At 72.1% G+C, this 20879-nt stretch carries 17 protein-coding genes and 1 pseudogene; 7 read left to right on the top strand and 11 right to left on the bottom strand.

What is annotated here, in order from left to right; genetic code table 11:
• From CC117_RS38410 to CC117_RS00080, 3 genes and pseudogenes are all read right to left on the bottom strand, one after another.
• Positions 1–189, bottom strand: a pseudogene (locus CC117_RS38410) (hypothetical protein); the annotation flags it as partial.
• Positions 190–195: 6 nt separating this feature from the next.
• Positions 196–816 (bottom strand): GNAT family N-acetyltransferase, encoded by a 621-nt coding sequence (locus CC117_RS00085; protein ID WP_084131118.1) that lies wholly within the window; start codon positions 814–816, stop codon positions 196–198.
• A gap of 516 nt (positions 817–1332) precedes the next feature.
• On the bottom strand, positions 1333–1650 hold the full coding sequence (locus CC117_RS00080; RefSeq protein ID WP_241829700.1) for a hypothetical protein: 318 nt from the start codon (positions 1648–1650) through the stop codon (positions 1333–1335).
• A 159-nt stretch (positions 1651–1809) separates the two neighbouring features.
• On the opposite strand from CC117_RS00080, the gene CC117_RS00075 reads away from it, so the two are divergent.
• Positions 1810–2574, top strand: coding sequence for an aminoglycoside 3'-phosphotransferase (locus CC117_RS00075; RefSeq protein ID WP_071081669.1), 765 nt, complete (start codon positions 1810–1812; stop codon positions 2572–2574).
• Between the two features lie 79 nt (positions 2575–2653).
• Here the strand turns inward: CC117_RS00075 and CC117_RS00070 are convergent, their stop codons facing one another.
• Positions 2654–3448 carry a nitroreductase family protein gene (locus CC117_RS00070; RefSeq protein WP_071081668.1) on the bottom strand — a complete coding sequence of 265 codons (795 nt, stop codon included), beginning with the start codon at positions 3446–3448 and terminating at the stop codon, positions 2654–2656.
• 126 nt (positions 3449–3574) lie between these two features.
• Positions 3575–4411, bottom strand: coding sequence for a hypothetical protein (locus tag CC117_RS00065; protein ID WP_071081667.1), 837 nt, complete (start codon positions 4409–4411; stop codon positions 3575–3577).
• Between CC117_RS00065 and CC117_RS36950 the strand changes: the two genes are divergently transcribed.
• Both CC117_RS36950 and CC117_RS00055 read left to right on the top strand, forming a co-directional pair.
• Positions 4410–4901, top strand: a complete 492-nt coding sequence (locus CC117_RS36950) for a hypothetical protein (RefSeq protein ID WP_131802980.1) — start codon at positions 4410–4412, stop codon at positions 4899–4901. The two genes, CC117_RS00065 and CC117_RS36950, sit on opposite strands and share 2 nt — an antisense overlap.
• A 390-nt stretch (positions 4902–5291) precedes the next feature.
• A complete protein-coding gene (locus tag CC117_RS00055) occupies positions 5292–6374 on the top strand; it encodes a hypothetical protein (protein ID WP_131802979.1) in 1083 nt (360 codons plus the stop codon).
• Between the two features lie 97 nt (positions 6375–6471).
• On the opposite strand, the gene CC117_RS00050 is transcribed toward CC117_RS00055, so the two are convergent.
• Positions 6472–7773 (bottom strand): hypothetical protein, encoded by a 1302-nt coding sequence (locus CC117_RS00050; protein WP_071081672.1) that lies wholly within the window; start codon positions 7771–7773, stop codon positions 6472–6474.
• A gap of 35 nt (positions 7774–7808) precedes the next feature.
• Positions 7809–8771, bottom strand: a complete 963-nt coding sequence (locus tag CC117_RS00045; protein ID WP_071081664.1) for a TIGR03564 family F420-dependent LLM class oxidoreductase — start codon at positions 8769–8771, stop codon at positions 7809–7811.
• Positions 8772–8939: 168 nt separating this feature from the next.
• Here CC117_RS00045 and CC117_RS00040 point away from each other — a divergent pair, with 168 nt between their 5' ends.
• Positions 8940–9905, top strand: a complete 966-nt coding sequence (locus CC117_RS00040; protein ID WP_071081663.1) for a LysR family transcriptional regulator — start codon at positions 8940–8942, stop codon at positions 9903–9905.
• A gap of 73 nt (positions 9906–9978) precedes the next feature.
• Here CC117_RS00040 and CC117_RS00035 read toward each other — a convergent pair whose 3' ends face one another.
• Positions 9979–10419, bottom strand: a complete 441-nt coding sequence (locus CC117_RS00035; protein ID WP_071081662.1) for a carboxymuconolactone decarboxylase family protein — start codon at positions 10417–10419, stop codon at positions 9979–9981.
• 186 nt (positions 10420–10605) lie between these two features.
• Here CC117_RS00035 and CC117_RS00030 point away from each other — a divergent pair, with 186 nt between their 5' ends.
• Positions 10606–11265, top strand: coding sequence for a peroxiredoxin (locus tag CC117_RS00030; RefSeq protein WP_071081661.1), 660 nt, complete (start codon positions 10606–10608; stop codon positions 11263–11265).
• Positions 11266–11359: 94 nt separating this feature from the next.
• On the opposite strand, the gene CC117_RS00025 is transcribed toward CC117_RS00030, so the two are convergent.
• Both CC117_RS00025 and CC117_RS00020 read right to left on the bottom strand, forming a co-directional pair.
• Positions 11360–13297, bottom strand: a complete 1938-nt coding sequence (locus tag CC117_RS00025) for a serine/threonine-protein kinase (RefSeq protein WP_071081660.1) — start codon at positions 13295–13297, stop codon at positions 11360–11362.
• A 264-nt stretch (positions 13298–13561) separates the two neighbouring features.
• Complete coding sequence (locus CC117_RS00020; protein ID WP_071081659.1) at positions 13562–15463, bottom strand: protein kinase domain-containing protein; 1902 nt, start codon at positions 15461–15463, stop codon at positions 13562–13564.
• Positions 15464–15855: 392 nt separating this feature from the next.
• On the opposite strand from CC117_RS00020, the gene lat reads away from it, so the two are divergent.
• The gene (lat, locus tag CC117_RS00015; RefSeq protein ID WP_071081658.1) at positions 15856–17343 is read left to right on the top strand and encodes an L-lysine 6-transaminase; all 1488 of its coding nucleotides are present in this window, start codon (positions 15856–15858) and stop codon (positions 17341–17343) included.
• Positions 17344–17348: 5 nt separating this feature from the next.
• Complete coding sequence (locus CC117_RS00010; RefSeq protein WP_071081671.1) at positions 17349–18968, top strand: aldehyde dehydrogenase family protein; 1620 nt, start codon at positions 17349–17351, stop codon at positions 18966–18968.
• Positions 18969–19023: 55 nt separating this feature from the next.
• On the opposite strand, the gene CC117_RS00005 is transcribed toward CC117_RS00010, so the two are convergent.
• Positions 19024–20367, bottom strand: coding sequence for an SAM-dependent methyltransferase (locus CC117_RS00005; protein WP_084131119.1), 1344 nt, complete (start codon positions 20365–20367; stop codon positions 19024–19026).
• Between the last annotated feature and the right edge of the window lie 512 nt (positions 20368–20879).

Genomic DNA, 20879 nt, shown 5'->3' with positions numbered 1-20879 from the left:
CTCGTCCTCATAGAAATGGGGCCGCCACTGGGGATACTCGATGAAGACTCTGTCTACTTGGAGGGCCAGATCGGTTGTACTGTTGTAGGTCGTGACTGTCCGATTTCGTCTGGCATCCGACACGGACAGTGCCGTCGCGCCGATGGAAAGCATCAGCGCGACGAGCGCGACAATGTTTGAGAATTCCATCCGAGGTCACTTTCCAGATGTCGCGACGACAAGCGGGTGGTCGGGAGGGAGATCGTAGCCTTCTTCGTACAGTGCTCGAACGAGGTCGGTCAGCTCGTTGCCGGTCGGCAGATCCGGCCGGGCGGCCGCTGCCCACATCAGGAGCATCGGTTGTTCACCGTCTCCTTGGAGGAGCGGAACCCGGAAGTCGGTGATGGGCAACCTGCGGGCGCCTCTGTTCTCGTAGAAGCAGATACGTCGTCGGCGTGTGACGGCCGTTCCTGGATCGATATCCGGCTCGTCGGGGTCCTCGACCTCGAGGACAACCGCTGCCACGCCCCGATGGCGCTGGGCGTCGGTACAGATGTGATACCACAGCTCGCCGCCGATCCCGCCGCCGCGATGCCTCTCGTCGATCGCGAGGTATTCAAGAAAGAACGTCTGGACCGACTGGAGCACGTAGGCCGACGCAAAGCCCAGCGCAGTGCCCTCGTCAAGTGCGACGTAGGCTACGCGAACACCCTTGTTGACGTCTCGCAGTATTTCCTCGAACGGCATCCGCTCGCCTGCGGGGAAGGCCTCCAGATAAATTCTCTCAACTGAACTGACCTGCGACGGCTCGAGATCGGACAACGCCGTGACGCGCATACCCCGCATACTAGCCGGTTTGGTGGCATCCCCGTATGGATTACTACGGAAGTCGATACCTCGACGTGGGTCTGATCGTGACCGGTTACGGACAGTGATCACGCTGGGTGATGTCAACGGTCCTCGCGTAGTTCTCGAGACTGCCGTTCGCCTCGTCGGAACGGCCGGCTGCCCCGCCATCAACCTTGACGTCGACGGCCACGCTTCATGCTGCTGAACGAGGGTGACGGTGTGGTCGGCGCGACCGGCTGGGTGATCGCCACAGGGTACTCAACGGGATCCTGTCCCGGGCCGCCACCGCGGCGGCAAGTCCTGTGCGACACGTAGTGTGACGATGTGAGGCCTGCTGGGAGTCGGGTGCCACTGCCGCCGCATGGCTGATGGCCGACTGATCCCGATGGCGGATGCGCGCAGGGCAGGGGTCGCGGGGGTGGGTCAGCTGGCTGGCAGGGCAAGCAGTSCCGGTGAGCCTGGCGGGCATCATGATCCGTCGTTCGGCATCACTGGCTGCGGTGGTCAGGGGCTGGGGAGGGGTGCGTAGGTGGCAGGTCCGGGGGTGTGGCCCTGCGGCGGGTACTCGCAGTCCGGCGCGGACGAGTCCACATCGGAGTCCTCGTTGCCGTCGGTGTTGACGATGATGGTGCAGACCCTGCCGTGGGCGTCGGTGAAGGTGACGACCTCGTTGCGGTCGTTGCTCCCGCAGGCTGTCACCGTGAGGCCGAGCAGGCCGAGCAGGCCGAGCAGACCACCCACGGCCACCAGACGCGCCTGGCACCGTGTCGTCGGGGAGGGCTGGTCGAGCCCGGACTGCCGGTGTGGATTTCCGCGCGTCATAGAAGCTCCCATTCATGGTCAGGGCCGCGCCGCGGAGGTTCCGGAGTTTCGATCTTCCACCCGATGGATGAATCCCGGCTGTCACGGAAGTGACAGGACAGCGGCGCGGGCAGCCGGCTTGCCGCGCGGGGATCCGGCCGGGCCGGCTGGTGTGACCACATGATCGCCGGTCCGCCCCGGAATGGCGAAGCGCCGATACCTGGCGCGATCGCGGCGATGATCGCCGGAGACCGTGTGCGTCCGGTCTGGCGCAATGATTGTGGTGGTCTCACCTTCGAGGTGACCAGCCTTTCCGGTCGACGTTTCGTCAAGTGGGCGCCGGCCGGCAGCGGCCTGGACCTGACGGCGGAGGCGGATCGGCTGCGTTGGGCTGCGCCGTTCACTCCGGTACCGACGGTGCTCGGGGAGGGGCGGGACGGGGCGGGCAGCTGGTTGGTCACGGCGGGTCTGCCGGGGCGCAACGCCGTCGACGAGCGCTGGAAGGCCGATCCGCGCCGTGCCGTGCAGGCGATCGGACGGGGGCTGCGGGCTTTCCACGACGCGCTGCCCGTGGCGGTCTGCCCCTTCTCCTGGTCAGTGGCGGATCGGCTGGCTGACGCTGCGCCGTGGGCGACCACGGAGCGGCGCCGGCGCTGCCTRGCCGAGCTTGCGGCGGGCGCCCCGCCCGTGGACGTGCTGGTTGTCTGCCAGGGCGACGCGTGCCCGCCGAACACCCTGCTGGCCGACGACGGAACGTGGTCAGGCCATGTGGATCTCGGGGCGATGGGGGTTGCCGACCGGTGGGCGGATCTGGCGGTCGCCACCTGCAGCCTCGGATGGAACTACGGCCCTGGCTGGGAGCCAGCTCTGCTGGACGCCTACGGTGTCGTGCCCGACGACGACCGGACCGCCTTCTACAACCGACTGTGGCAGGTCGGCCCCTGACGGGCCTCACACGTCACGCGGCCTCGGCTCCGAAACAGCCGCACCGGCGCCGGCCGTTCCCGACTGTTCCCGTGATCGGTCAGCGGGAGGGCAGGCCCAGGCGTTCCAGGATCTCGCGCAGACGGTGGCGGCCCGCCATCGACTCGGGGCCCGCGAGGCGGGCGAGGGCACGGTCGCTCCAGGCGCCGTCCAGGCCGAAGCGGGCGTTGTAGGCGGACAGCCGCTCGTCATAGGCCGCGATGTGCACGTCCGCGGAGAGGTCGTAGCGCTCCCGGTGCAGGACCGCCTCCCGCGGCAGGCGCGGTTTGACGGCAGCCGGCTCGGTCGGATCCGGCTCGCCGACGGCCAGGCCGAAGGCCGCCACGGCGTGYGGGGGCAGCCCCAGCTCGGCCGCGACCTCCGCGGGCCGGTTGCGGATGGCGCCGACGAACACCGTGCCGAAGCCGAGTGACTCCGCCGCGACGGCCGCGTTCTGCGCTGCCAGCGCCGTGTCGACGAAGCCGACGATGGTGGTCTCCAGGTAGTCGACCGCGGCGACCTGTGTCCCGGCCCGCTCGGCCAGCCGGTGGACCCGGCTGAGGTCGGCGATCCAGACCAGGAACAGCGGCGCCCGCGCGATGAACTCCTGGTTGCCGGCGAGCGTGGCCAGGCGCGCCTTGCGCGCGGGATCACGCACCGCGATCACGCTCCACACCTGCAGGTTGGAGGACGTCGACGCGGACTGGGCGGCCGCGACCAGCGCGGCCAGCTCGTCGTCGCTGACGTCGCGTGGGCCGAACCTGCGCACCGAGCGATGGGCGAGCTGCACCCTGAGGACGTCGTTCAGCACGTCGAGTGTCGCGGCGGGATCACCGTAGCGGGCGGCGGCAGGCATCAGACGAAGACCTCACAGTAACAGTCACTTCTCGACCGGTTTAATGAAGAATACGCCATGCCTGCCCCGAGCTACCGACCCGTCCAGCTACCGGACGTCGTTGATGCGCCGCGCCTGCATCGGCCGTCAGCTCGGGAGCCGCGCCGCTGCGCGGAGTGGCGCGAGCGCGGGATGGCCGCGCAGGCCCCGCACTCCATGCAGGGCCCAGGTGACGTAGGCGGCGATCGCCGGGCTGTTCGCGCCGCTCAGACGTAGTGGCGGGGTATCCGGAAAGTCGAGGACCAGGGACCAGTTCTCCGGTTCCGGGTAGAAGGCGCGGACCCCGGCATAGTCGAAGGTCATCCAGCTGGACCAGGTCTGGCAGACCAGGCGCTGGTTCGTGACGACGACCTGCACGGTCTCGTGGTCGCGCCATCGCTGTGCCGCCTCGGCGAGCGCCGCGTTACGGCGCGCCGTGTTTCCCATCGCCGTCAGCGCGTAGCCGGCGGCCACGAACGGCAGGCTTCCCATGAAGAAGCCGTTGACGTGTGTATAGCTGCTGTCGCCGCCGTAGTAACGGGAGTAGACGGCTGGGAGTACGAGGTGCGCCTCCTCTCCGGGGCGCAGCACCAGGCCCCAGATGGTCGTCGGAGCGGGGAACTGGCCCGCGGTCAGGTGACGGAGAAGGTACGCGGCTCCGTCCCAGCCCTGGCGTGCGGCATCGCGTGCACTGGCCTGGTGGGCCGCGGCGGTGGCTGCTGCCCTTGCGCGGTCTGCCCGGTGAGCCTCGACGATGGCGACCATGCCGAGGACGAGGGTGGCCGCCAGAGAGACCAGACAGACCAGGCCTGTGATGACGCCAGCCGCCGTGCGGGCGTTGCCGGCAGAGGTCGTCTGACCGTCATCCGGGAGAACGGCGGCATTCAGGGCACCCGAAACGACGGTGAGGGCGAGGGGTACGGTCCACAGCAGGTGCCTGCGCATGACATCGACTCCCGGGGCAGAGGTGGTCGAAGAAGAAGTTCTGTTCGAACAGTTGGACGCAGCGTCAGAAACCTCATGTTCCCCAGCGACTTTAGAGACTCTGGGCGCGGGCCGTGCGACGTTCTGTGTCCCAACTGATGGCCTCAGCGCCGAGTTTCTGACCCGTCTCGGCATCAGCCCGGAGGAAGCTCGCCGCCGAGTCCTCGCAGCCATCACCGCCGTACCGGAAGCTGCTCCGCCCGGGACGGCCCCCCTGCCCCGATCCGCCCTCGACCTCGCCCTCGCCCTGGCCAATGCCCGAGCCGGTGAGATCGCCGCGCAGCTCTGCCAGGTGAAGGCGGAAACGGACGCCGCGCACGCCGCCGGTGATACCGCACGCGTGACCGCGATGCACGAACGCGAGAAGGCGCTGCTCGCGGAACGCGCCGAGCTGATCACGGAGCTTCTGGCGGACGGTGGGACCCCACCGCCATCCGCCTCGCCGGAATAACCGCGACGTGCCTGGCTGACGGCCGGATGGAGCGGTCGCGGCTGAACGTCGACGGAAAGATCGACGAGGCTGTCCGCAAGGCTCCCTGGGAACTCGGCCTCACGGTGGCCACACTGACCAGACAGGGCCGGATCCCCTGGCCGGTGGTTCGCCTGGCTGAAGGCCCTCGGTGACCTTGAGAAATTCGTTCACGGAATCGCAGGTCACGTGGCCGGCCCGGATCTTCAGCCCGGACCTCGACGCGGTCGTGGCCGCTTTGTCGGGGCGTTGCAGTGGCCGTGGCCCTGAAGATTGCCCCGTGACGTGACATTATGTCGTAAGTCAGGCTGGACGTTGGTCGTGTGGAACGGGAGACAGGTGCGCAGGATCCGCCGTCTGGTTCTTTCTGTCATGCGGCGCAGGATGCGCTACAGCATCACGATCGCCGCGCTGACCGCTGTCAGCGTGCTGGTGCTGCTGTGGGCGCGGGCTTCCGGTGAGACGTTCTCCGGCAACCTGCTGATGAACCTCGGCGCGACCGTCGTCGGCGCGGTTGTCACGGCGATGGTCCTGCAGCCGCTGATCGAACGGGCACAGACACCCGAGGTGATCGTACACCTGACCTTTCCGCAGTCACGGTTTCTCGACGCGATGTCCGGCACCGCCAGCCGGATCAAAATCATGGGGGCCTGGCCTTACAGTATGGAGCCGGCGCACCGGCGGGCCTTTCTGGAGGTGCTACACCGGGCCGCGGATGCCCGGGTGCCGGTGCAGATCCTCGTCCTGGACCCGTCCAGCGACGCGGCCCGTCAGCGCACCTCGGACATGGGCGGCGCCGAGGACGCGTCCGCCACCATCTTCGACGTGCTGATCGCGTTCCGACGCTGGTCGGAGTCGCTCTCCGCCAACGCATCGCGCGCCTTCGAACTGAAGGTCTTTTCCGCCCTGCCGCCAGCCCGCCTCTACCTGGCCGGCAACAAGGCAATCTGCTCGTTCTTCGGAGACTCCGACAACCGGGACGGCAGCAACGTCCGGCACTACGAGACCAGTGTGCTCGGCGGGCTGGGCTTCTACGTCAACGACGCGTTCGACCGGCTCTGGGACAGCCCGGAGACCATCACGCTCACCGAGCACTGGCACATTCCCCTGCACGTCGTGTGGCGGCAGGACACCTCGCTGGACATCGAGTCCGACCGGAGGGTCGGTTACGCGGTCGCCGGTGGCGGGCTGTTTCTCAGCGACCAGCAGTTGCTCTTCGACCTCGGCCAGGCTGCGGGCGCGGTGCCGCGGTCCGGCCTGGTGCAGGTCCCGGTCCGATTAGGCCACCGCGTTGTCGGGTTCGACTGGGACGGACAGAGCCCGCTGCGCCTCGCCGCCTTCGACCGCGCCCGCGATCCGCGCGCGGAGGCCGTCACCGCCGCGATGAACGCCAAGTACGGCAGTGAGGGTCAGGTGCGTCGCTCGCTCCTGGAGATCTGCCCGGTGCCTCGCTGATATCACTGCCGTCCGACGTCGACGTCGCGGGGGTCAGCGGGACGGCAGGCCCAGGTGCTCCAGGACCTCGCGTAGGCAGTGGCGGCCCGTCATCGATTCAGGGTTCGTTCGGAGCCTTACGGGTGATTTGGTAGTGCAGGACGAGGAAGGGAATGCCGAACAAAGAGAACGCATGTTCGGCGCGGAGAGCGCCGCCCTGCCGGTACACGTCGAGTTCCTCGGCGAAGCCGTGGACGGCCAGCGCGGTGAGAGTGCCGTCGGCCGGGTCGCGGTAGGCGAGGTAGTGGCCGGGGTGTTCCAGGYCGCTGCGGCTGCTCAGGGTCAGACCGCCGTCCGGCCGGGAGCGCGGCAGCAGGGTGGCCGTGAAACTGGCCTGGGGAAGCGGGAAGCCGACGCTGACGTAGCCCCGGTCGCCATGGCGGTAGGTGGTGTAGATGCCCACGTAGATGGGCTCGTCGGTGTCGGCGAACGAACGGATCCAGCCGCGTACCGCAATCGTGTCGGTATCGGGAAGGGCGATGGTGTCGATGCGGCTTCGGATGCCCCGCTGGGTCTCCCGTTGGTTCATCGGCACGTTCGCCTGTCCCAGCGGGCGGGCGAGCGCGGTGCGGTAGAGCAGGTAGCCGGGGCGCACCCAGGGGCGCCATCGCGGCACGATGTCGAGCGAGAAACGGGTGGTGTGCTCGTAGAACTCCCGGACCAGCGGGTCGGCGGTGGCCGGTTCGAAGTCCGGGCCTGCCAGGTCGTCCAGCGAGGAGACGATTCCGACGTCGGCCGCGGCGGCGGCGTAGCGGCCGCCGAGTTCCTCGGCCAGCTCCCGCACGTAGCCGGTGCCGACCCGCCGGGAACGTGCCTGGAGCGGCACGATGAAGGGCAGCTGTGCCGCCGGGACCCGTTCGGCGAGCAGGCCCACCTGCGGGTCGCGGAACACCAGCGACGCCGCCGCCCGGTAGGCGGCCATCGTGACGCCGGCAACGACCGCGGCCGGGACGGGGCGGCCGCGGGCCGCCAGTGCCGCTCCGACCACKGCGCCGAACGGAGGTCCGAGCAGCACCTTCTGTGGCCGCAGCCCGAGCAGGCCGCCGACGCCGCCGGTCGCCGCTCCCACCGCGACCGGGCCCGCGCCGGTCAGCCGCCCGGCCGCCCAGCCGGCGGGGGCGACGAGCGCCGCGCTGGTCGCGATCCGCTGCCACAGCGCGGGTATCTCACCCGGCCGTTGCCGGACACGTGCAACGGCTTCGGAGGCCGCCAGCGCGGCCGCTCCCACCAGCGCCCCCCGACCGCCGGCCCGCCAGCCGTGGTGCGCGGCGAGCGAGGCGCCCGCCGCACCCCCGATGGCGGCCGCGGACAGCACGGCCGCGCCGAGGTCCGCGGCCTTCGTCTTCTCGCCTTGCGCCACGGACACACCCTCCCCGAACCGGTGCGTCGAGGATGTCACGCACCGCGCGGGCCTTGCGGATCCGAACCGTCGCCCGAGGCCGAGCCCGAGGCCGGGCGAGTGCTGAGCTCGGCGGCGAAGGCGATGGTGCGGTCCTGTTCGTCCGCGGTGCCGCAGGGGATGATCTGCAGTTCTGCCACGCCGGCCGCGGCGAAGCGGTTGATCTCGCGTTCGAGCGTGGTCTCGTCGCCGGCGAGGACCATGTCGGCGGGGCCCGCGACTCCTTCCCGGTCGAACGCGGCGCGGTAGCTCGGGAGGCCGACCGCCGCGCCGAACGCCTCGTGGACCCAGGTGCGCAGACTGTCGACGTCCTTCGTCAGGCCTATGCACACTCCGGCGGTCACGGCGGGCACGGGCCGGCCGGCCTCCGCAGCGGCACGCGACAGCCGCGGCAGCACGTGCTCGGTGACGGTGCGGGGGCCGGTCCAGGTGGTCAGCGTCCCGTCGGCGACCTCGCCGGTGAGCTGGAGCATCCGCGGGCCGAGCGCGGAGAGGTAGACCGGCGGCGCCGGGACGCCGGAGACGGCGATCGCGCCGGCGGCGTGCCAGGCCGGGCCCTCGTGCGCCACCTGCTCGCCGCGCAGCAGCGGCAGCAGGACGCCGAGGTACTCCCGCAGGTTCTCGACGGGTCTCGCGGGGTCGTAGCCGTACTGGCCTGCGATGATCGGCTGTGGGCCCGGTCCGAGGCCGAGGACGAGCCTGTTGCCGGTGGCCGCCTGGGCCGTCAGGACCTGCGCCGCCAGCGCCAGCGGGTGCCGGGGGTAGGTCCGCACGATGGACGTCCCGACCGGGACACCGGACGGGACGGGGCCGGCGGCGGCCAGGAGGGTCAGCGGGTCCCACCCGCCGCGTTCGCTCAGCCAGAGCGCACCGAAGCCGGCTTCGGCCGCCGTGTGCAGCCGTCGTCGCAGCTCGTCGACCGACTGCTGGTCGTCGTCGATCCACAGTCCTATCCGCATCCGGCCTGGCCCTCTCTCGTACCGGTTCGCATCCCGGCGTGTCAGCATCAACAGGGCTCAGTCAACGGTCGGGTCGCCCGCGGACCAAGACCCGTTCCCGACGCACAGCGATAACGGGAACTGATCGGTGTTCCGCCTGGCCTGCCCCAGGATGGTGGAGGGCGGGGCGTGGAACTCCGGCAGCTGCGGTATTTCGTCACGGTCGCTGAGGAGCTGCACTTCGGGCGGGCCGCCGACCGGCTGCACATCGCGCAGCCGGCGGTCAGCCAGCAGGTGAGCCGGCTCGAGCGGGAGGTCGGCCTGCTGCTGTTCGACCGCTCGCCGCGGCGTGTCCGGCTCACGCCGGCGGGGGAGCGGCTGCTGGTCGAGGCGCGGGCCGCGCTGGCCGCCGCCGACCGGGTGCGGGCGGTCGCGGCGAGCCTGGCCGCCGCCCCGGTCAACGTCCTGCGGGTCGGCGCGGCACCCGGGCTGGGCCCGCGGCTGGACCGGGGGCTGCGGGGGCTGCGGCAGACCCATCCCGACTTCGAGGTGGAGCTCGAGGTGGTCGCCATGCCGATGGCCGAGCAGCCGGCGGCGGTGTCCCGCGGCGACCTCGACATGACGCTGCTGCGGCTGGCCCCGTCCGGGGAGGGTCTCCAGGTGATCGAGCTGTGGCCTGAGCCGGTGGTGGCCGTGCTGCCGGAGGCCCATCCGTTCGCCCGGTGCCCGGCGGTGCGCCTGAGCGACCTGGCCGAGCTGCCACTGCGCCTGCCGGCGAAGGCACACGATCCGCTCTTCCGCGCCTTCGCCCTGGACGCCTGCCGGGCAGCGGGGTTCGAGCCGAGGCTCGGCAGGCCCGCCGGCACCGTCACGGACACCGTCATCGAGCTGGCGAACGGGTCCCCGGCCTGGACGCTGGCGTATGCGGACGCCGTACCGGTGCCGGTCGTGCATGACCCCGGAGTCGCCGTGGTGCCGCTGGATCCGCCGCTGATCGCGTGCGGATGCCTGGTCGTCCCGGCGACCAGGACCGCCGCCTGCGTGGCGGGCCTGCGCGCCGCGTTCGCCGCCGGCCCGCCGGCCCGCCAGGCCGCCGAGGACCGCACGGGCCTGGTGCCAGTCAAGATAGTCAACGGTGTTGACGGCCATCCGTGATGCAATGGATCTTGAAAGGGTCCACGCGATACGTGGCGGGAAGCGTCAGGCGACCAGCCTCAAGCCGCGGACGTCAGACGTCGGTGGGTGGCTGCGTGCGGGTGGTGACCGAGATGCGGTTCCAGACGTTGATCGTCGCGATAGCCACGATGAGGTTCGCGGTCTCCTCCTCGCTCCAGACCTTCGTCACCGAGTCCCACACGTCATCGGGGACGCCGTCGGGGCCGAGCCGGGTGACGGCGTCGGTCAGGGCCAGGGCGGCCCGCTCCTTCTCCGTGAAGAACGGCGATTCCTGCCAGGCCGCCACCGAGAACAGTCGGCGGCTGGACTCGCCGGCGGCGAGCGCGTCGCGGCTGTGCAGATCCACACAGAACGCACACCCGTTGAGGATGGAGGCGCRCAGCTTCACCAGCTCCAGGACCGTCGGGTCGACGGCCGACCGGACGTACTTCTCCAGCCCGGCGACCGCCCGGTAGGCACCGGGAGCGATCGTGGCCACGTCGAGACGCTGCATGAGATCTCCTCTGATTCTGCTGAGTCGTACACTGTCGGTCACATCATCGGCTGCGGGAGACGCCCCTGTCGCCGGCCAACCGGTTTCCTGGTTCAAGGCAACGTTCCGGGATCCGTGTACTCGTAAAGTCTTCCGTGACCCAGGCAGAGCCCGGCGCTGTGCGCCGGACCGTTGACGGAGACAGTGATGACTCTGACGATCGGCGACACCGCTCCCGACTTCGTGGCGCAGACCACCGAGGGCAAAATCAACTTCCATGAGTGGATCGGTGACTCGTGGGCGGTGCTCTTCTCGCACCCCAAGAACTTCACCCCGATCTGCACGACCGAGCTCGGCTATGTCGCGTCGATCAAGCCGGAGTTCGACCGTCGGGGCGTGAAGATCATCGGGCTGTCGGTGGACCCGGTGGAGCTGCACGAGGGCTGGGCCAAGGACATCGAGGAGACGCAGGGCACAGCGCCGAACTACCCGCTGATCGGTGACTCCGACTTCGCTGTCTCCAAGGCCTACGGCATGCTCGGCAGGGACGTCAGCGGCGACCCGGCGGACCGCACGGCCGCGGACAACCAGACCGTCCGCAACGTGTTCGTGATCGGGCCGGACAAGAAGATCAAGCTGATCCTCGTCTACCCGATGACGACCGGCCGCAACTTCGACGAGGTGCTGCGGGTGATCGACTCGCTGCAGCTCACCGCGAAGCACAAGGTCGCGACGCCGGTGAACTGGAAGCAGGGCGAGAAGGTCGTGATCGCCGGCTCGGTGAACAACGAGCAGGCCAAGGAGATCTTCGGCAGCTGGGAGGAGCCGAAGCCCTACCTGCGTATCGTCCCGCAGCCGAGCGCCTGACCCCGGGCGTGGGCCGGCCCGGTGGCAGCGACCTCCGGCCGGCCCATGGCGCAGGCCGCCGTGAGTGACGGGCCCGGCAGTTGACGGGCGCGGCTCAGCAGGGCTCCGCGGTGGGCGTGGCGACGAACGACTCCGTCCGGCTGCCGGCTGCGCACGGCGTGCCGGTCGGGGAGCCACTCGGTGCCGTCGGGGCGGGCGCGTCCGGGCTGGGTGACGCGCTGGCGGTGGGGGAGACCGGCGCGGTCGGCCCTGGCCCCGCGTCCCCGGTCGGCCCGACCCCCATGGTGAGAGCAGGCTGGTCGGTGGTGGTCACGTCCCCTGCCCGAGGGCCGGGCCGGCCGGTGTAGGCCATCGTCGGCACGGCGGTGACGGCCGGCTGGGACGTCCGCACCGGCGGGGTAGTGGTGGTGACGCCCGACAGCGACGGATCGGGCGCCGGGGTTCCCGGGCTGCCTTCCGCCCGCTGCCCGTCGGCGGCGGTGAGCAGGACGACCATGCTGACGACAAGCCCGATCGCGACGACGGCGGCGACCATGGCGGCCCGGTCGCGCCGCCTCGTCGTGGTCAGCAGAGCCAGCCAGGCCCGCGGGTCGGGCGGCCAGGTACTCCACACAGGCTGGCCGTTGCCGCCGCCGGTGCGGTCACCATCACCATCACCGTTGCCATCACCGTTGCCGTTGCCGTTGCCCGGGCCGGACCCGCTGTGTCGGGGTCTGATCGAGGGGTCGGTGATCTCGCTGCGCGAGCCGGCGAGGCCGGACAACCGCGGAACCGGAATGGTACCGAGGGAGGAGTCCCCGCCTGGCGGCTCCTCCCAGAAGCCGGAGTCCGCCCGGGCGGACAGCGGCTGCGTGGGCCTGTCGATGGCGGGAAGCCTGCCGCTCGGCCCGCCCGCCTCGTTCCGGGCCGGTCCGGCCCCGTCGGCGTCGCCCCGGTTCGCGGTCGCGCCGGCACCGCGTGCCGCGAGGCCGGCCGCGCTGCTGGGTGCCGCCGTCCCGGCTGCTCCACCGGGTCGGGCGAAGGCCTCAGAACCAGCGGGACCGGCAGAACCAGCGGGACCGGCAACGCGTGCGGAGCCGGCGGGGCGTGCTGACGCGGCTGCGGCCGCAGCCGCCAGTGCCTGGTCGCGTCCGGCGGGCGCGTTCGGGTCCCACTTGTCCCACTGCCAGGGGGTGAGCGCGTTCGCGGCCGCGCGGGCGGGGTCGGGGACACCACGGCCACCGGGTCGATCGGTCACCAGAGCGCGGACCAGCTCGGCCGCGGTCGGGCGGTCCTCGGGCCTGCGGGAGAGGGTGGCCAGCACCGCGTCCAGCAGGTTCGCGGGCACGCCGTCGATGTCGGGCTGCTCGTCACGGTGCAGCACGGTCAGGACGTCCGCGGGATCGCCGGTGCCGAACGGCGGATGCCCGGTGGCGGCGTAGGTGACGCAGGCGCCCCAGGCGAAGACGTCGGCCGCCGGGGTGGCCCGCTCCCCGCGGAGCTGCTCGGGTGCCATCCAGGCAGGGGTGCCGACGAGGATGCCGGTGTGGGTGTGCGTCGGGGTGCCGGTGGCCCGGGCGATGCCGAAGTCGATCACCTTGGGGCCGTCCCAGGCGAGCAGGATGTTGGACGGTTTGAGATCGCGGTGCACGACGCCGACGGCGTGGATGGCGATCAGCGCGTCGGCCAGCCCGACGCCGAAGCCGTGCAGGAGGCGCTGCTCCAGCGGGCCGTGCCGGATGACGGCGTCGGCCAGGCTGGTGCCCTCGACGTACTCGACGGCCATCCACGGGGGGGCGGCGTCCGGGTCGGCGTCGACGACCGCGGCGACGGCGCGGCCGCGGACCCGGCGGGCGGCCTCGACCTCGCGCCGGAACCGGGCGCGGAACTCGGGGTCACCGGCGAGGCTGTCGGCGGGGACCTTCACCGCGGCCGCCCGGCCCTCGGCGGTGAAACCGAGGTAGACCGAGCCCATCCCGCCCGCGCCGATCCGGTTGTGGATCTCGAACGGGCCGATGCGCCGAGGATCCCCCGCCGCCAGCGGTGTCAGCACCGTGCCCCCTCGTGACCGGCCCGCGCGGGCTCCCGTGTCGTTCCTGCCCCGGGCGCCGCCGGAGCGGCTCCCGTGATGTCACGACCGTGGCGCTTGCGCCCACTCCGGTCGGGCTTCTCACCATCCCAACATTGACGCCCGAATACCGGTAGGCCCATCCGGGTGGCTTCGTTGTGCCGCTCACACTTGTTTGGCCTGAAGGTGGGTCTGTTCTCCGGCGCGATGGTGTGCTTCCCGCCGGCCGCCTGTGCCGGCGTCCCCGTGTCAGCGATGGTTGGCCACCGTGGGGTCCTCGGTCGGGATCGTGTCGAGGGCGACGAAGTTGGCCCCGTTCCAGCGGAACCGCACCGTGACCTCACCGGTGGGAGCCGTCCCGCCGGCGTCGTAGGTCCGGTAGGTCACCGTCGCGTCGACGGGCCCCGAGTGGTCGACGGCGATGCTCGTGCTCGGCGCCCGGGTGTCGGTGCCCTGGTAGGCGCCGTCGGCGAACACGAAGGCCAGCTCCTGATGACGCCCGCCCTCCTCGCGGCTGCCGCGGACGAGGCTGAGCATCCGCTGCGGGTCGTAGGTGCCCATGTCCGGGGTGTAGCCCTCACGCCGGATGATCTGCGCGGCGTCGTTCGCGGTCAGCACCTGCGCCGGCGCGGTGGCCGAGCCCGTGCCGCCGGACTGCTGGCCGGACGATGGCGTGACCGGCGCGGACGGTGTGGGCGACGAACCCGAGGAGGGATCCGTRCCGGGTGCGCCGGGTGTCCCGGGGCCGACCGTGCCGGTGGGCGGGGCCGTGGACGGGGTGCCTTCCGGGGAGGGCGCCGCGGTCTGCACGCCGGTACCGGGGTCCTGCCCGGCATTGAGCAGGACGGTCGCCGTCACCCCGCCGGCGACCAGCAGCAGGCCGAGGACGACCGCCACCGCGACGGGTACCGCGCCCTGTCGCCGGCCACCTCCGGGCCGGCCGGGAGGACCGGGATTCCGGTATCCGCCCTGGGGCGGCCCGGGCTGCCGGTAGCCAGAACTCGGGTAGCCGGGATCGGCATACCCGGGATCGGCATACCCGGGATCGGCATGGCCGGGACTGCGGTGGCCGGGACTGTATCGGGCGGGGTACGGCTGTCCGGCGGACGGCGGCCGGTGGTCCGGCAGGGTCCGGTGGACCTGTCCCGGGGCCGGCCGGCCGGGCGCCGGAGCCCGGGCCGCCGCCGGCGGCGGCTGGGGCGGCCACGAGCTGGCCGGTACCTGCCCGGGCCGGGCCGTCGGTGTGCCCGGCCGCCGGGCGGGCCCGCCGCCGGGCGGTGTGCCCGGCAGGTTCCACCACTCGCGCATCACCTGGCCGGTGGCGGCGGGGTCGGCGGGCGCACCTGGTGGACGTCCGAGCAGATGCGCGAGGATCTCGGTGGCGGTGGGTCGCTCGGCCGGCTCCTTGCGCAGCGCGGCGCGCACCTGCGATGTCAGGGACGGGGGGAGACGCTCCAGATCGGGCTCGCCGGTGAGGATCTGTAACGCGACGACCTGCGCCGTGTCTCCGCGGAAGGCGGGCCGGCCGGCCGCCGCGAACGCGACGCACGCACCCCAGGCGAAGATGTCGGCGGCCGGCCCGGCCCGCTCGCCGCGCAGTTGCTCGGGTGCCATCCAGGCCAGGGTTCCGATGAGRCTGCCGGCCTGCGTCTGTGTGGGGTTGTGGTCGTCGCGGGCCACTCCGAAGTCGATGACCCGGGGTCCGTCGAAGGCGAGCAGGACGTTGGCCGGCTTGAGATCGCGGTGCACCACGCCGGCGGCGTGGATCGCGACCAGCGCGTCGGCGAGCCCGACGGCGACGGCGGTGACGAGGTGCTCGTCGAACGGGCCGCGGGTCTGCACCGCCTCGGAGAGGCTGCGGCCCTCCACGTACTCGGTGGCCATCCACGGCTGCGACCCGGTGGGGTCGGCGTCGAGGACGGCGGCGACGGAGGCGCTGCGGACGCGGCCGGCGGCCGTCACCTCCTGGCGGAAGCGCGCCCGGAACTCCGGGGCGTCCACCAGTGTCGCGGAGGGGACCTTGACCGCGGCAGCCTGGCCGTCATCGGTGAAACCGAGGTAGACGACGCCCATCCCGCCCGCGCCGATGCGGTTGGTGAGCTGGTAGGGCCCGATCCGCTGGGGATCGTCCCGGGTGAGCGGCGTCAGCACCGCGTCCTCGACACCTCGTCTCCTGTCACCGGTTCCGTGGTCTTTTCGTGTCTTCGTGGTGGATGGCTTCTGCTGGTGTCCGTCTGTTGCCTCCCCCGGGGGGAACCCGGGATAACGGGGGTTCTTGTCGCGTTTACTGCGTTTCCCCCCAGTCGATGTTCTCAGAAGGATCTCCCGCGGGCGCAGGCGCCGTCGGCGAGGCCTCCCAGCCGACCGGAACCTGGGGCGCCTCGCAGGTCGGCCAGCGTGCGGTTCGCCGGTCGACGTGCAGGTCGCGGTGTCGGCCGGCCGCGGGAGATCGGATTCGCGGTTCTGCCTGGCAACCGCGACGCTGGCATCCTGGCGCCGGCCGCCCCACCGGGGAGGCCGCGCCTGAGGGGAGGAGGCACACCGTGGCTGTCGGAGAGATCCAGGTGGGTACCTCGGCCCACGCCCAGGGCCACCTGGCGCCCACCGAGGTGATCCCCACATTGTCCCGTCACGTCCTGACCGACGGGTACGACATCGTCTGCGACCTGGAGGCCAGCTCCGGCAGCACGATCGTCGACGCCCGCACCGGGGCGCGTTACCTCGACCTGTACAGCTTCTTCGCCTCCGCGCCGCTCGGCGTCAACCCGCCCGCGCTCGTCAACGATCCGGCCTTCCTCGCCGAGCTCGCCCGGGCCGCGGTCAACAAGCCCGCGAACCCGGACATGGCCTCCGCTCCGTACGCGGAGTTCGTCGCCGCCTTCGCCCGCGTGCTGGGCGACCCGGAGCTGCCCCACCTGTTCTTCGTCGAGGGCGGCTCGGCGGCCGTCGAGAACGCGCTGAAGTGCGCCTTCGACTGGAAGAGCCGGCACAACGAGGCCCACGGACGGTCCGCCGAGCTCGGCCGGCTGGTGCTGCACCTGCGATCGGCCTTCCACGGCCGCGGCGGCTACACGCTGTCGGTCACCAACACCGATCCGGCCAAGACCGCCCGGTTCCCGGCCTTTGCCTGGCCGCGCATCGACTGCCCGGCGGTCACCTTCCCGTGCACCGGTGCGGCGCTCGACGCGGTGGTGGCCGCCGAGCGGCGCGCACTCGCCCAGGCGGAGGAGGCCTTCGCCCGCCACCCGCACGACATCGCCTGCTTCCTCGCCGAGCCGATCCAGGGCGAGGGCGGCGACAACCACCTGCGCGGTGAGTTCCTGCGCGCGATGGCCGCCCTGTGCGAGCGCCACGACGCGCTGCTGGTCGTGGACGAGGTGCAGACCGGCGTCGGCCTGACCGGCACCGCCTGGGCCCACACCCAGCTCGGGCTGCGCCCCGACATCGTCGCKTTCGGCAAGAAGGTCCAGCTCGGTGGGGTGATGGCCGGGCGCCGGGTGGACGAGGTACCCGACAACGTCTTCCGGGTGCCCGGCCGGATCAGCTCCACCTGGGGCGGCGGCCTGGTCGACATGGTCCGCTCCCGGCGGATGCTGGAGATCATGGAGTCGGAGCGGTTGTTCGACCGGGCCGCGGCGCTGGGGACCGATCTGCTCGCCGCGCTGCGGGACGTCGTCGATCGCCACCCCGGTCTGGTGGGGAACGCACGCGGCCGCGGGCTGATGTGCGCCGTCGACGTGGTGGACGGCGTCCGCCGCGACGAGGCGGTCCGCCGGCTCCGGGAGCACGAGCGGGTCCTGCTGCTGCCCGCCGGGGAGCGGGCGCTGCGCTTCCGCCCCGCGCTCACCATCAGCGCCGAGGAGCTTGCCGCCGGCGTCGGCGCCCTCGACCGCGTCCTGACCGGTCTGGGTCGTGCCCGGCCCACCCCGGCCGCCCCCGCGGCCAGACCCGCCGCCCCGGCGGCCAGACCTGCCACACCCGTCAGACCCGCCGCACCCGTCGACGCGGCCTCATCAACGCAGGAGACGTGACCGCCATGACTCTCGTTCAGCCCCGCCGGGTGGCCGCGGTGATCGGTGGACGCCAGCACGACCTGTACGCGGCCGCCGGGCCCGCGGGCATCGCGCCGGACGAGGTCCGGGTGATCACCTCGACGAACCCGGCTCACCTCGGCGAGGTCGTGGCCGAGGTCGTCCTGGACGGTGCGGAGGCGATCGTCGCGGCGGCGGCCGCGGCCCGTGCCGCCCAGCGGGAGTGGGCGGATGTTCCGCCGCCGGTGCGCGGGGAGGTGATCGGCGCGTTCGGGCGCCTCGTCGAGGACAATGCCGAGGCGCTGGCCCGGCTCGTCACCCGGGAGGTCGGCAAGCCGCTGGCCGAGGCCCGTGGCGAGGTCCAGGAGATCGTCGACACCTGCACGCTGTTCCGGGCCGAGGGTCGGCGTCCGCAGGGGCAGACGGTCCCCTCCGAGATGCCCGACCGGGAGCTGTTCACCTACCGCGAGCCGCTCGGCGTGGTCATGGTGATCACCGCCGGGAACTTCCCGGTGGCGGTGCCGTCCTGGTATCTCGTCCCGGCGTTGCTGACCGGCAACGCGGTGGTGTGGAAGCCGGCCGAGTACGCCGCGGCGTGCGCCGCCGCCCTGGTGGACCTGCTGACGGCGGCCGGCGTCCCCGCTGGGGTCGCGAACCTGGTGCTCGCCGACGGCGCCGCCACCTCCGTCGGCCTCGAGCGGGCGTTGGACGCCGGGCTGGTCGACAAGGTCGGCTTCACCGGGTCGACGCCCGTCGGCCGGTTCGTCGGCGCGCTGTGCGGCCGTCACCTGCAGACGCCGTGCCTGGAGCTCGGCGGCAAGAACCCGATGGTCCTCGCCCCCGACGCCGATCTGGACGCCGCCGCGAACGCCGCGCTGTTCGCCGGCTTCGGCACCGCCGGCCAGCGCTGCACCTCGCTGGGCACGGTGATCGCGCACGAGTCGGTGCACGACGCGTTCCGCCGCCGGCTCACGGCGGCGCTGGAACGCGCGGTGATCGGCGACCCGATGCGGGACGTCCTGTACGGGCCGCTGCTCGACGCCCGGTTCGCGGCCGGTTTCGAGGAGCACCTGGCGAGCATTCGCGACCACCACGAGCCGTTCGGCTCGACCGCGCTCGGTCGCATCGGCCAGGCGAGCCCGCGGCGCGGTTTCGCCGGCGACCCGGAGGCGGGCCTGTATTACCACCCGGTGGTCGTCGACGGCGTCCGTCCCGATGACGACCTGTTCACCGAGGAGACCTTCGGGCCGATCGTCGGGCTGACGTCCTACCGGAACCTGGAGGAGGCGGTCGAGCTCGCCAACCGCCCCGGCTACGGCCTGTCGTCGTCGATCTTCACCGGCGACCCGGTGACGGTCCGGCGGTTCCGGCGCGGGATCCGGGCCGGCATGGTCAGCGTGAACACCTCGACGTCCGGCGCCGAGGCGCACCTGCCGTTCGGCGGGAACGGGCGGTCGGGCAACGGTGCCCGCCAGTCCGGCCAGTGGGTGCTCGACCAGATGACCCGCTGGCAGTCCCTGACCTGGGAACTGTCCGGACGTCTCCAGAAGGCCCAGATGGACGTCTCCGTCCCCGCCGCCGACCTCTCCTTCCGGCTGCCCATGCCGGCCGGGCCCCAGCAGTGACGGGGCCCGGCCGGACGGGGCCCGGCGACAGGCGGTCTCCGTGGGACGGACGGTTTCAGTAGGACGGACGGAGCGGCTGGTGCGAGGCACCGGCGGCGGGGCGGACGCCGAGGACCTGGTGGATCTGGGACAGGCCGGCTTCGAAGCTGAGCGCCGAGCCGGCCATGTACAGCCGCCAGACCCGGGCCCGGCCGGGGCCGACCAGGGCGACCGCCTCGTCCCAGCGTTTCTCCAGGTTGCCGACCCAGGCCCGCAGGGTGAGCGCGTAGTGCTCGCGCAGGTTCTCGACGTGGCGCACCTCGAACCCGCCGCCCTGCATCAGGGTGACCAGGGCACCGATCTCGTGCAGTTCGCCGTCGGGGAAGACGTAGCGGTGCAGGAAGTCCGCGTCCTTCGGCAGCGGGATCGGGCCGATCCGGGGCTGGCTGCGGGCGGCACTCGCCGGGTCGCCGGGGAAGGAGATGCCGTGGTTGAGCAGGCGACCGCCCGGGCGGAGCAGATCGAACAGGCTGCGGAAGTAGACCGGCAGCTTCGCCCGCCCGACGTGCTCGACCATACCGACCGAGCTGATCGCGTCGAAGGAGCCGTCCGCGATCTCACGGTAGTCCTGGAGGCGGATCTCGATCCGGTCGTCCAGTCCGGCCTCCGTCACCCGGCGGCGGGCCTCGGTGGCCTGCTCCGCCGAGATCGTGATTCCGACGCCGGTCACCCCGTGGCGGCGGGCCGCGTGCAGGAGCATGCTGCCCCAGCCACAGCCGACGTCCAGCAGCCGTTCGCCGGCCCGCAGACCCAGCTTGCGGCAGATCAGCTCGTGCTTGGCCTCCTGAGCGGCCGCCAGTCCGGTCGAGGGGGACCCCCAGACCGCGCACGAGTAGGTCATGGCCGGCCCGAGAACCAGCCGGTAGAAGTCGTTCGAGACGTCGTAGTGGTGGGAGATCGCGTCGGCATCGCGGGACCGGCTGTGCGCCCGGCCGCGCAGCCGGGCCTCTTCCGGCGGCGGCTGCGGCGGTCGTGGGCCGAACTGCCGGGCCAGCGCCAGCGCCGCCCGCAGCACCGCCGCCGACGGCCGCAACCGGGCGATCTGAGCCCGCAGGGCGAGAGCCTCGAAGATGTCGCCGTCGATCTCCAGGTCACCGGCGACGAAGGCACGCGCGAAGCCCAGCTCACCGGGGTGGGACAGCGCCCGGCGCAGCGCGTGTGGGTTGCGGACCAGCACGCGGGTGCCCGTCCGCGGGCCGAGCGCGTAGCCGTCCCACAGCTCGACGCGGACTGCCGGTGACCGTCCGAACACGTCCAGCAGCAGCTCGCGGGACGCCTTCTCGACTCCGGGCGGCCAGTCGAACCCGGCGGGCCGGGTCTCGTACGGTGCCCACTGCCGCGCAGCTCCCGACCAGCTGATGTTCCCGGTGCCCGGCGCGGCGTCGGACTCGACCGCGGCGTCGGATTCGGGTGGCTCGGACGTCCCGCCCGGCCCTCCCGGTCCGCCCGGCCCTCCCGGTCCGCCTGGCCCTTCTGGCCCGGGTGGCGCGGGGGACCGGCTCGCGGCCGCGGCTGGGAGCGCTCCTCCCTGCGCCGGTGTTGTGGCTTGCGACTCGACGGGGTGATCGACCGTCACGGCGTCCTCCGGGTCCTTCCGGGCACCGAGGACCATGGCCACCACGGGAGTGCCAGCACGCCCGTACGGCGACCGCACGGCACGGGCGACACGGCGACGTCGCGGAGGAGCACCGGCCCTGCGTGCCCATCGTGTGCCAGGGCGGCGTCGGCGGAGACAGGGCGACGCGGGCCCACCTGAACCGGATGCTCCCCCAACACCCGGGTGGCGCAAACTACCGCGTGCCGTGCCGGGAAGTCTCGTACGCCACACGCTGTGCGTGACGGATCGGGCACTCGTCATCGTCAACACGATGG

Origin of the sequence: Parafrankia colletiae (assembly GCF_001854655.1) — a bacterium.
Classification (GTDB): Bacteria; Actinomycetota; Actinomycetes; order Frankiales; family Frankiaceae; genus Parafrankia; species Parafrankia colletiae.
Note: the sequence above shows the minus strand (reverse complement) of the source record. Positions and strands in the feature narration are given on the sequence as shown.

Coding starts and splice junctions, on each gene's coding strand:
- CC117_RS00030 (WP_071081661.1), top strand. CDS start 10,606: ATGACTCTGACGATCGGCGACACCGCTCCCGACTTCGTGGCGCAGACC.
- CC117_RS00055 (WP_131802979.1), top strand. CDS start 5,292: ATGCGGCGCAGGATGCGCTACAGCATCACGATCGCCGCGCTGACCGCT.
- CC117_RS00010 (WP_071081671.1), top strand. CDS start 17,349: ATGACTCTCGTTCAGCCCCGCCGGGTGGCCGCGGTGATCGGTGGACGC.
- CC117_RS00065 (WP_071081667.1), bottom strand. CDS start 4,411: ATGCGCAGGCACCTGCTGTGGACCGTACCCCTCGCCCTCACCGTCGTT.
- CC117_RS00045 (WP_071081664.1), bottom strand. CDS start 8,771: ATGCGGATAGGACTGTGGATCGACGACGACCAGCAGTCGGTCGACGAG.
- CC117_RS36950 (WP_131802980.1), top strand. CDS start 4,410: ATGACATCGACTCCCGGGGCAGAGGTGGTCGAAGAAGAAGTTCTGTTC.
- CC117_RS00080 (WP_241829700.1), bottom strand. CDS start 1,650: ATGACGCGCGGAAATCCACACCGGCAGTCCGGGCTCGACCAGCCCTCC.
- CC117_RS00085 (WP_084131118.1), bottom strand. CDS start 816: ATGCGCGTCACGGCGTTGTCCGATCTCGAGCCGTCGCAGGTCAGTTCA.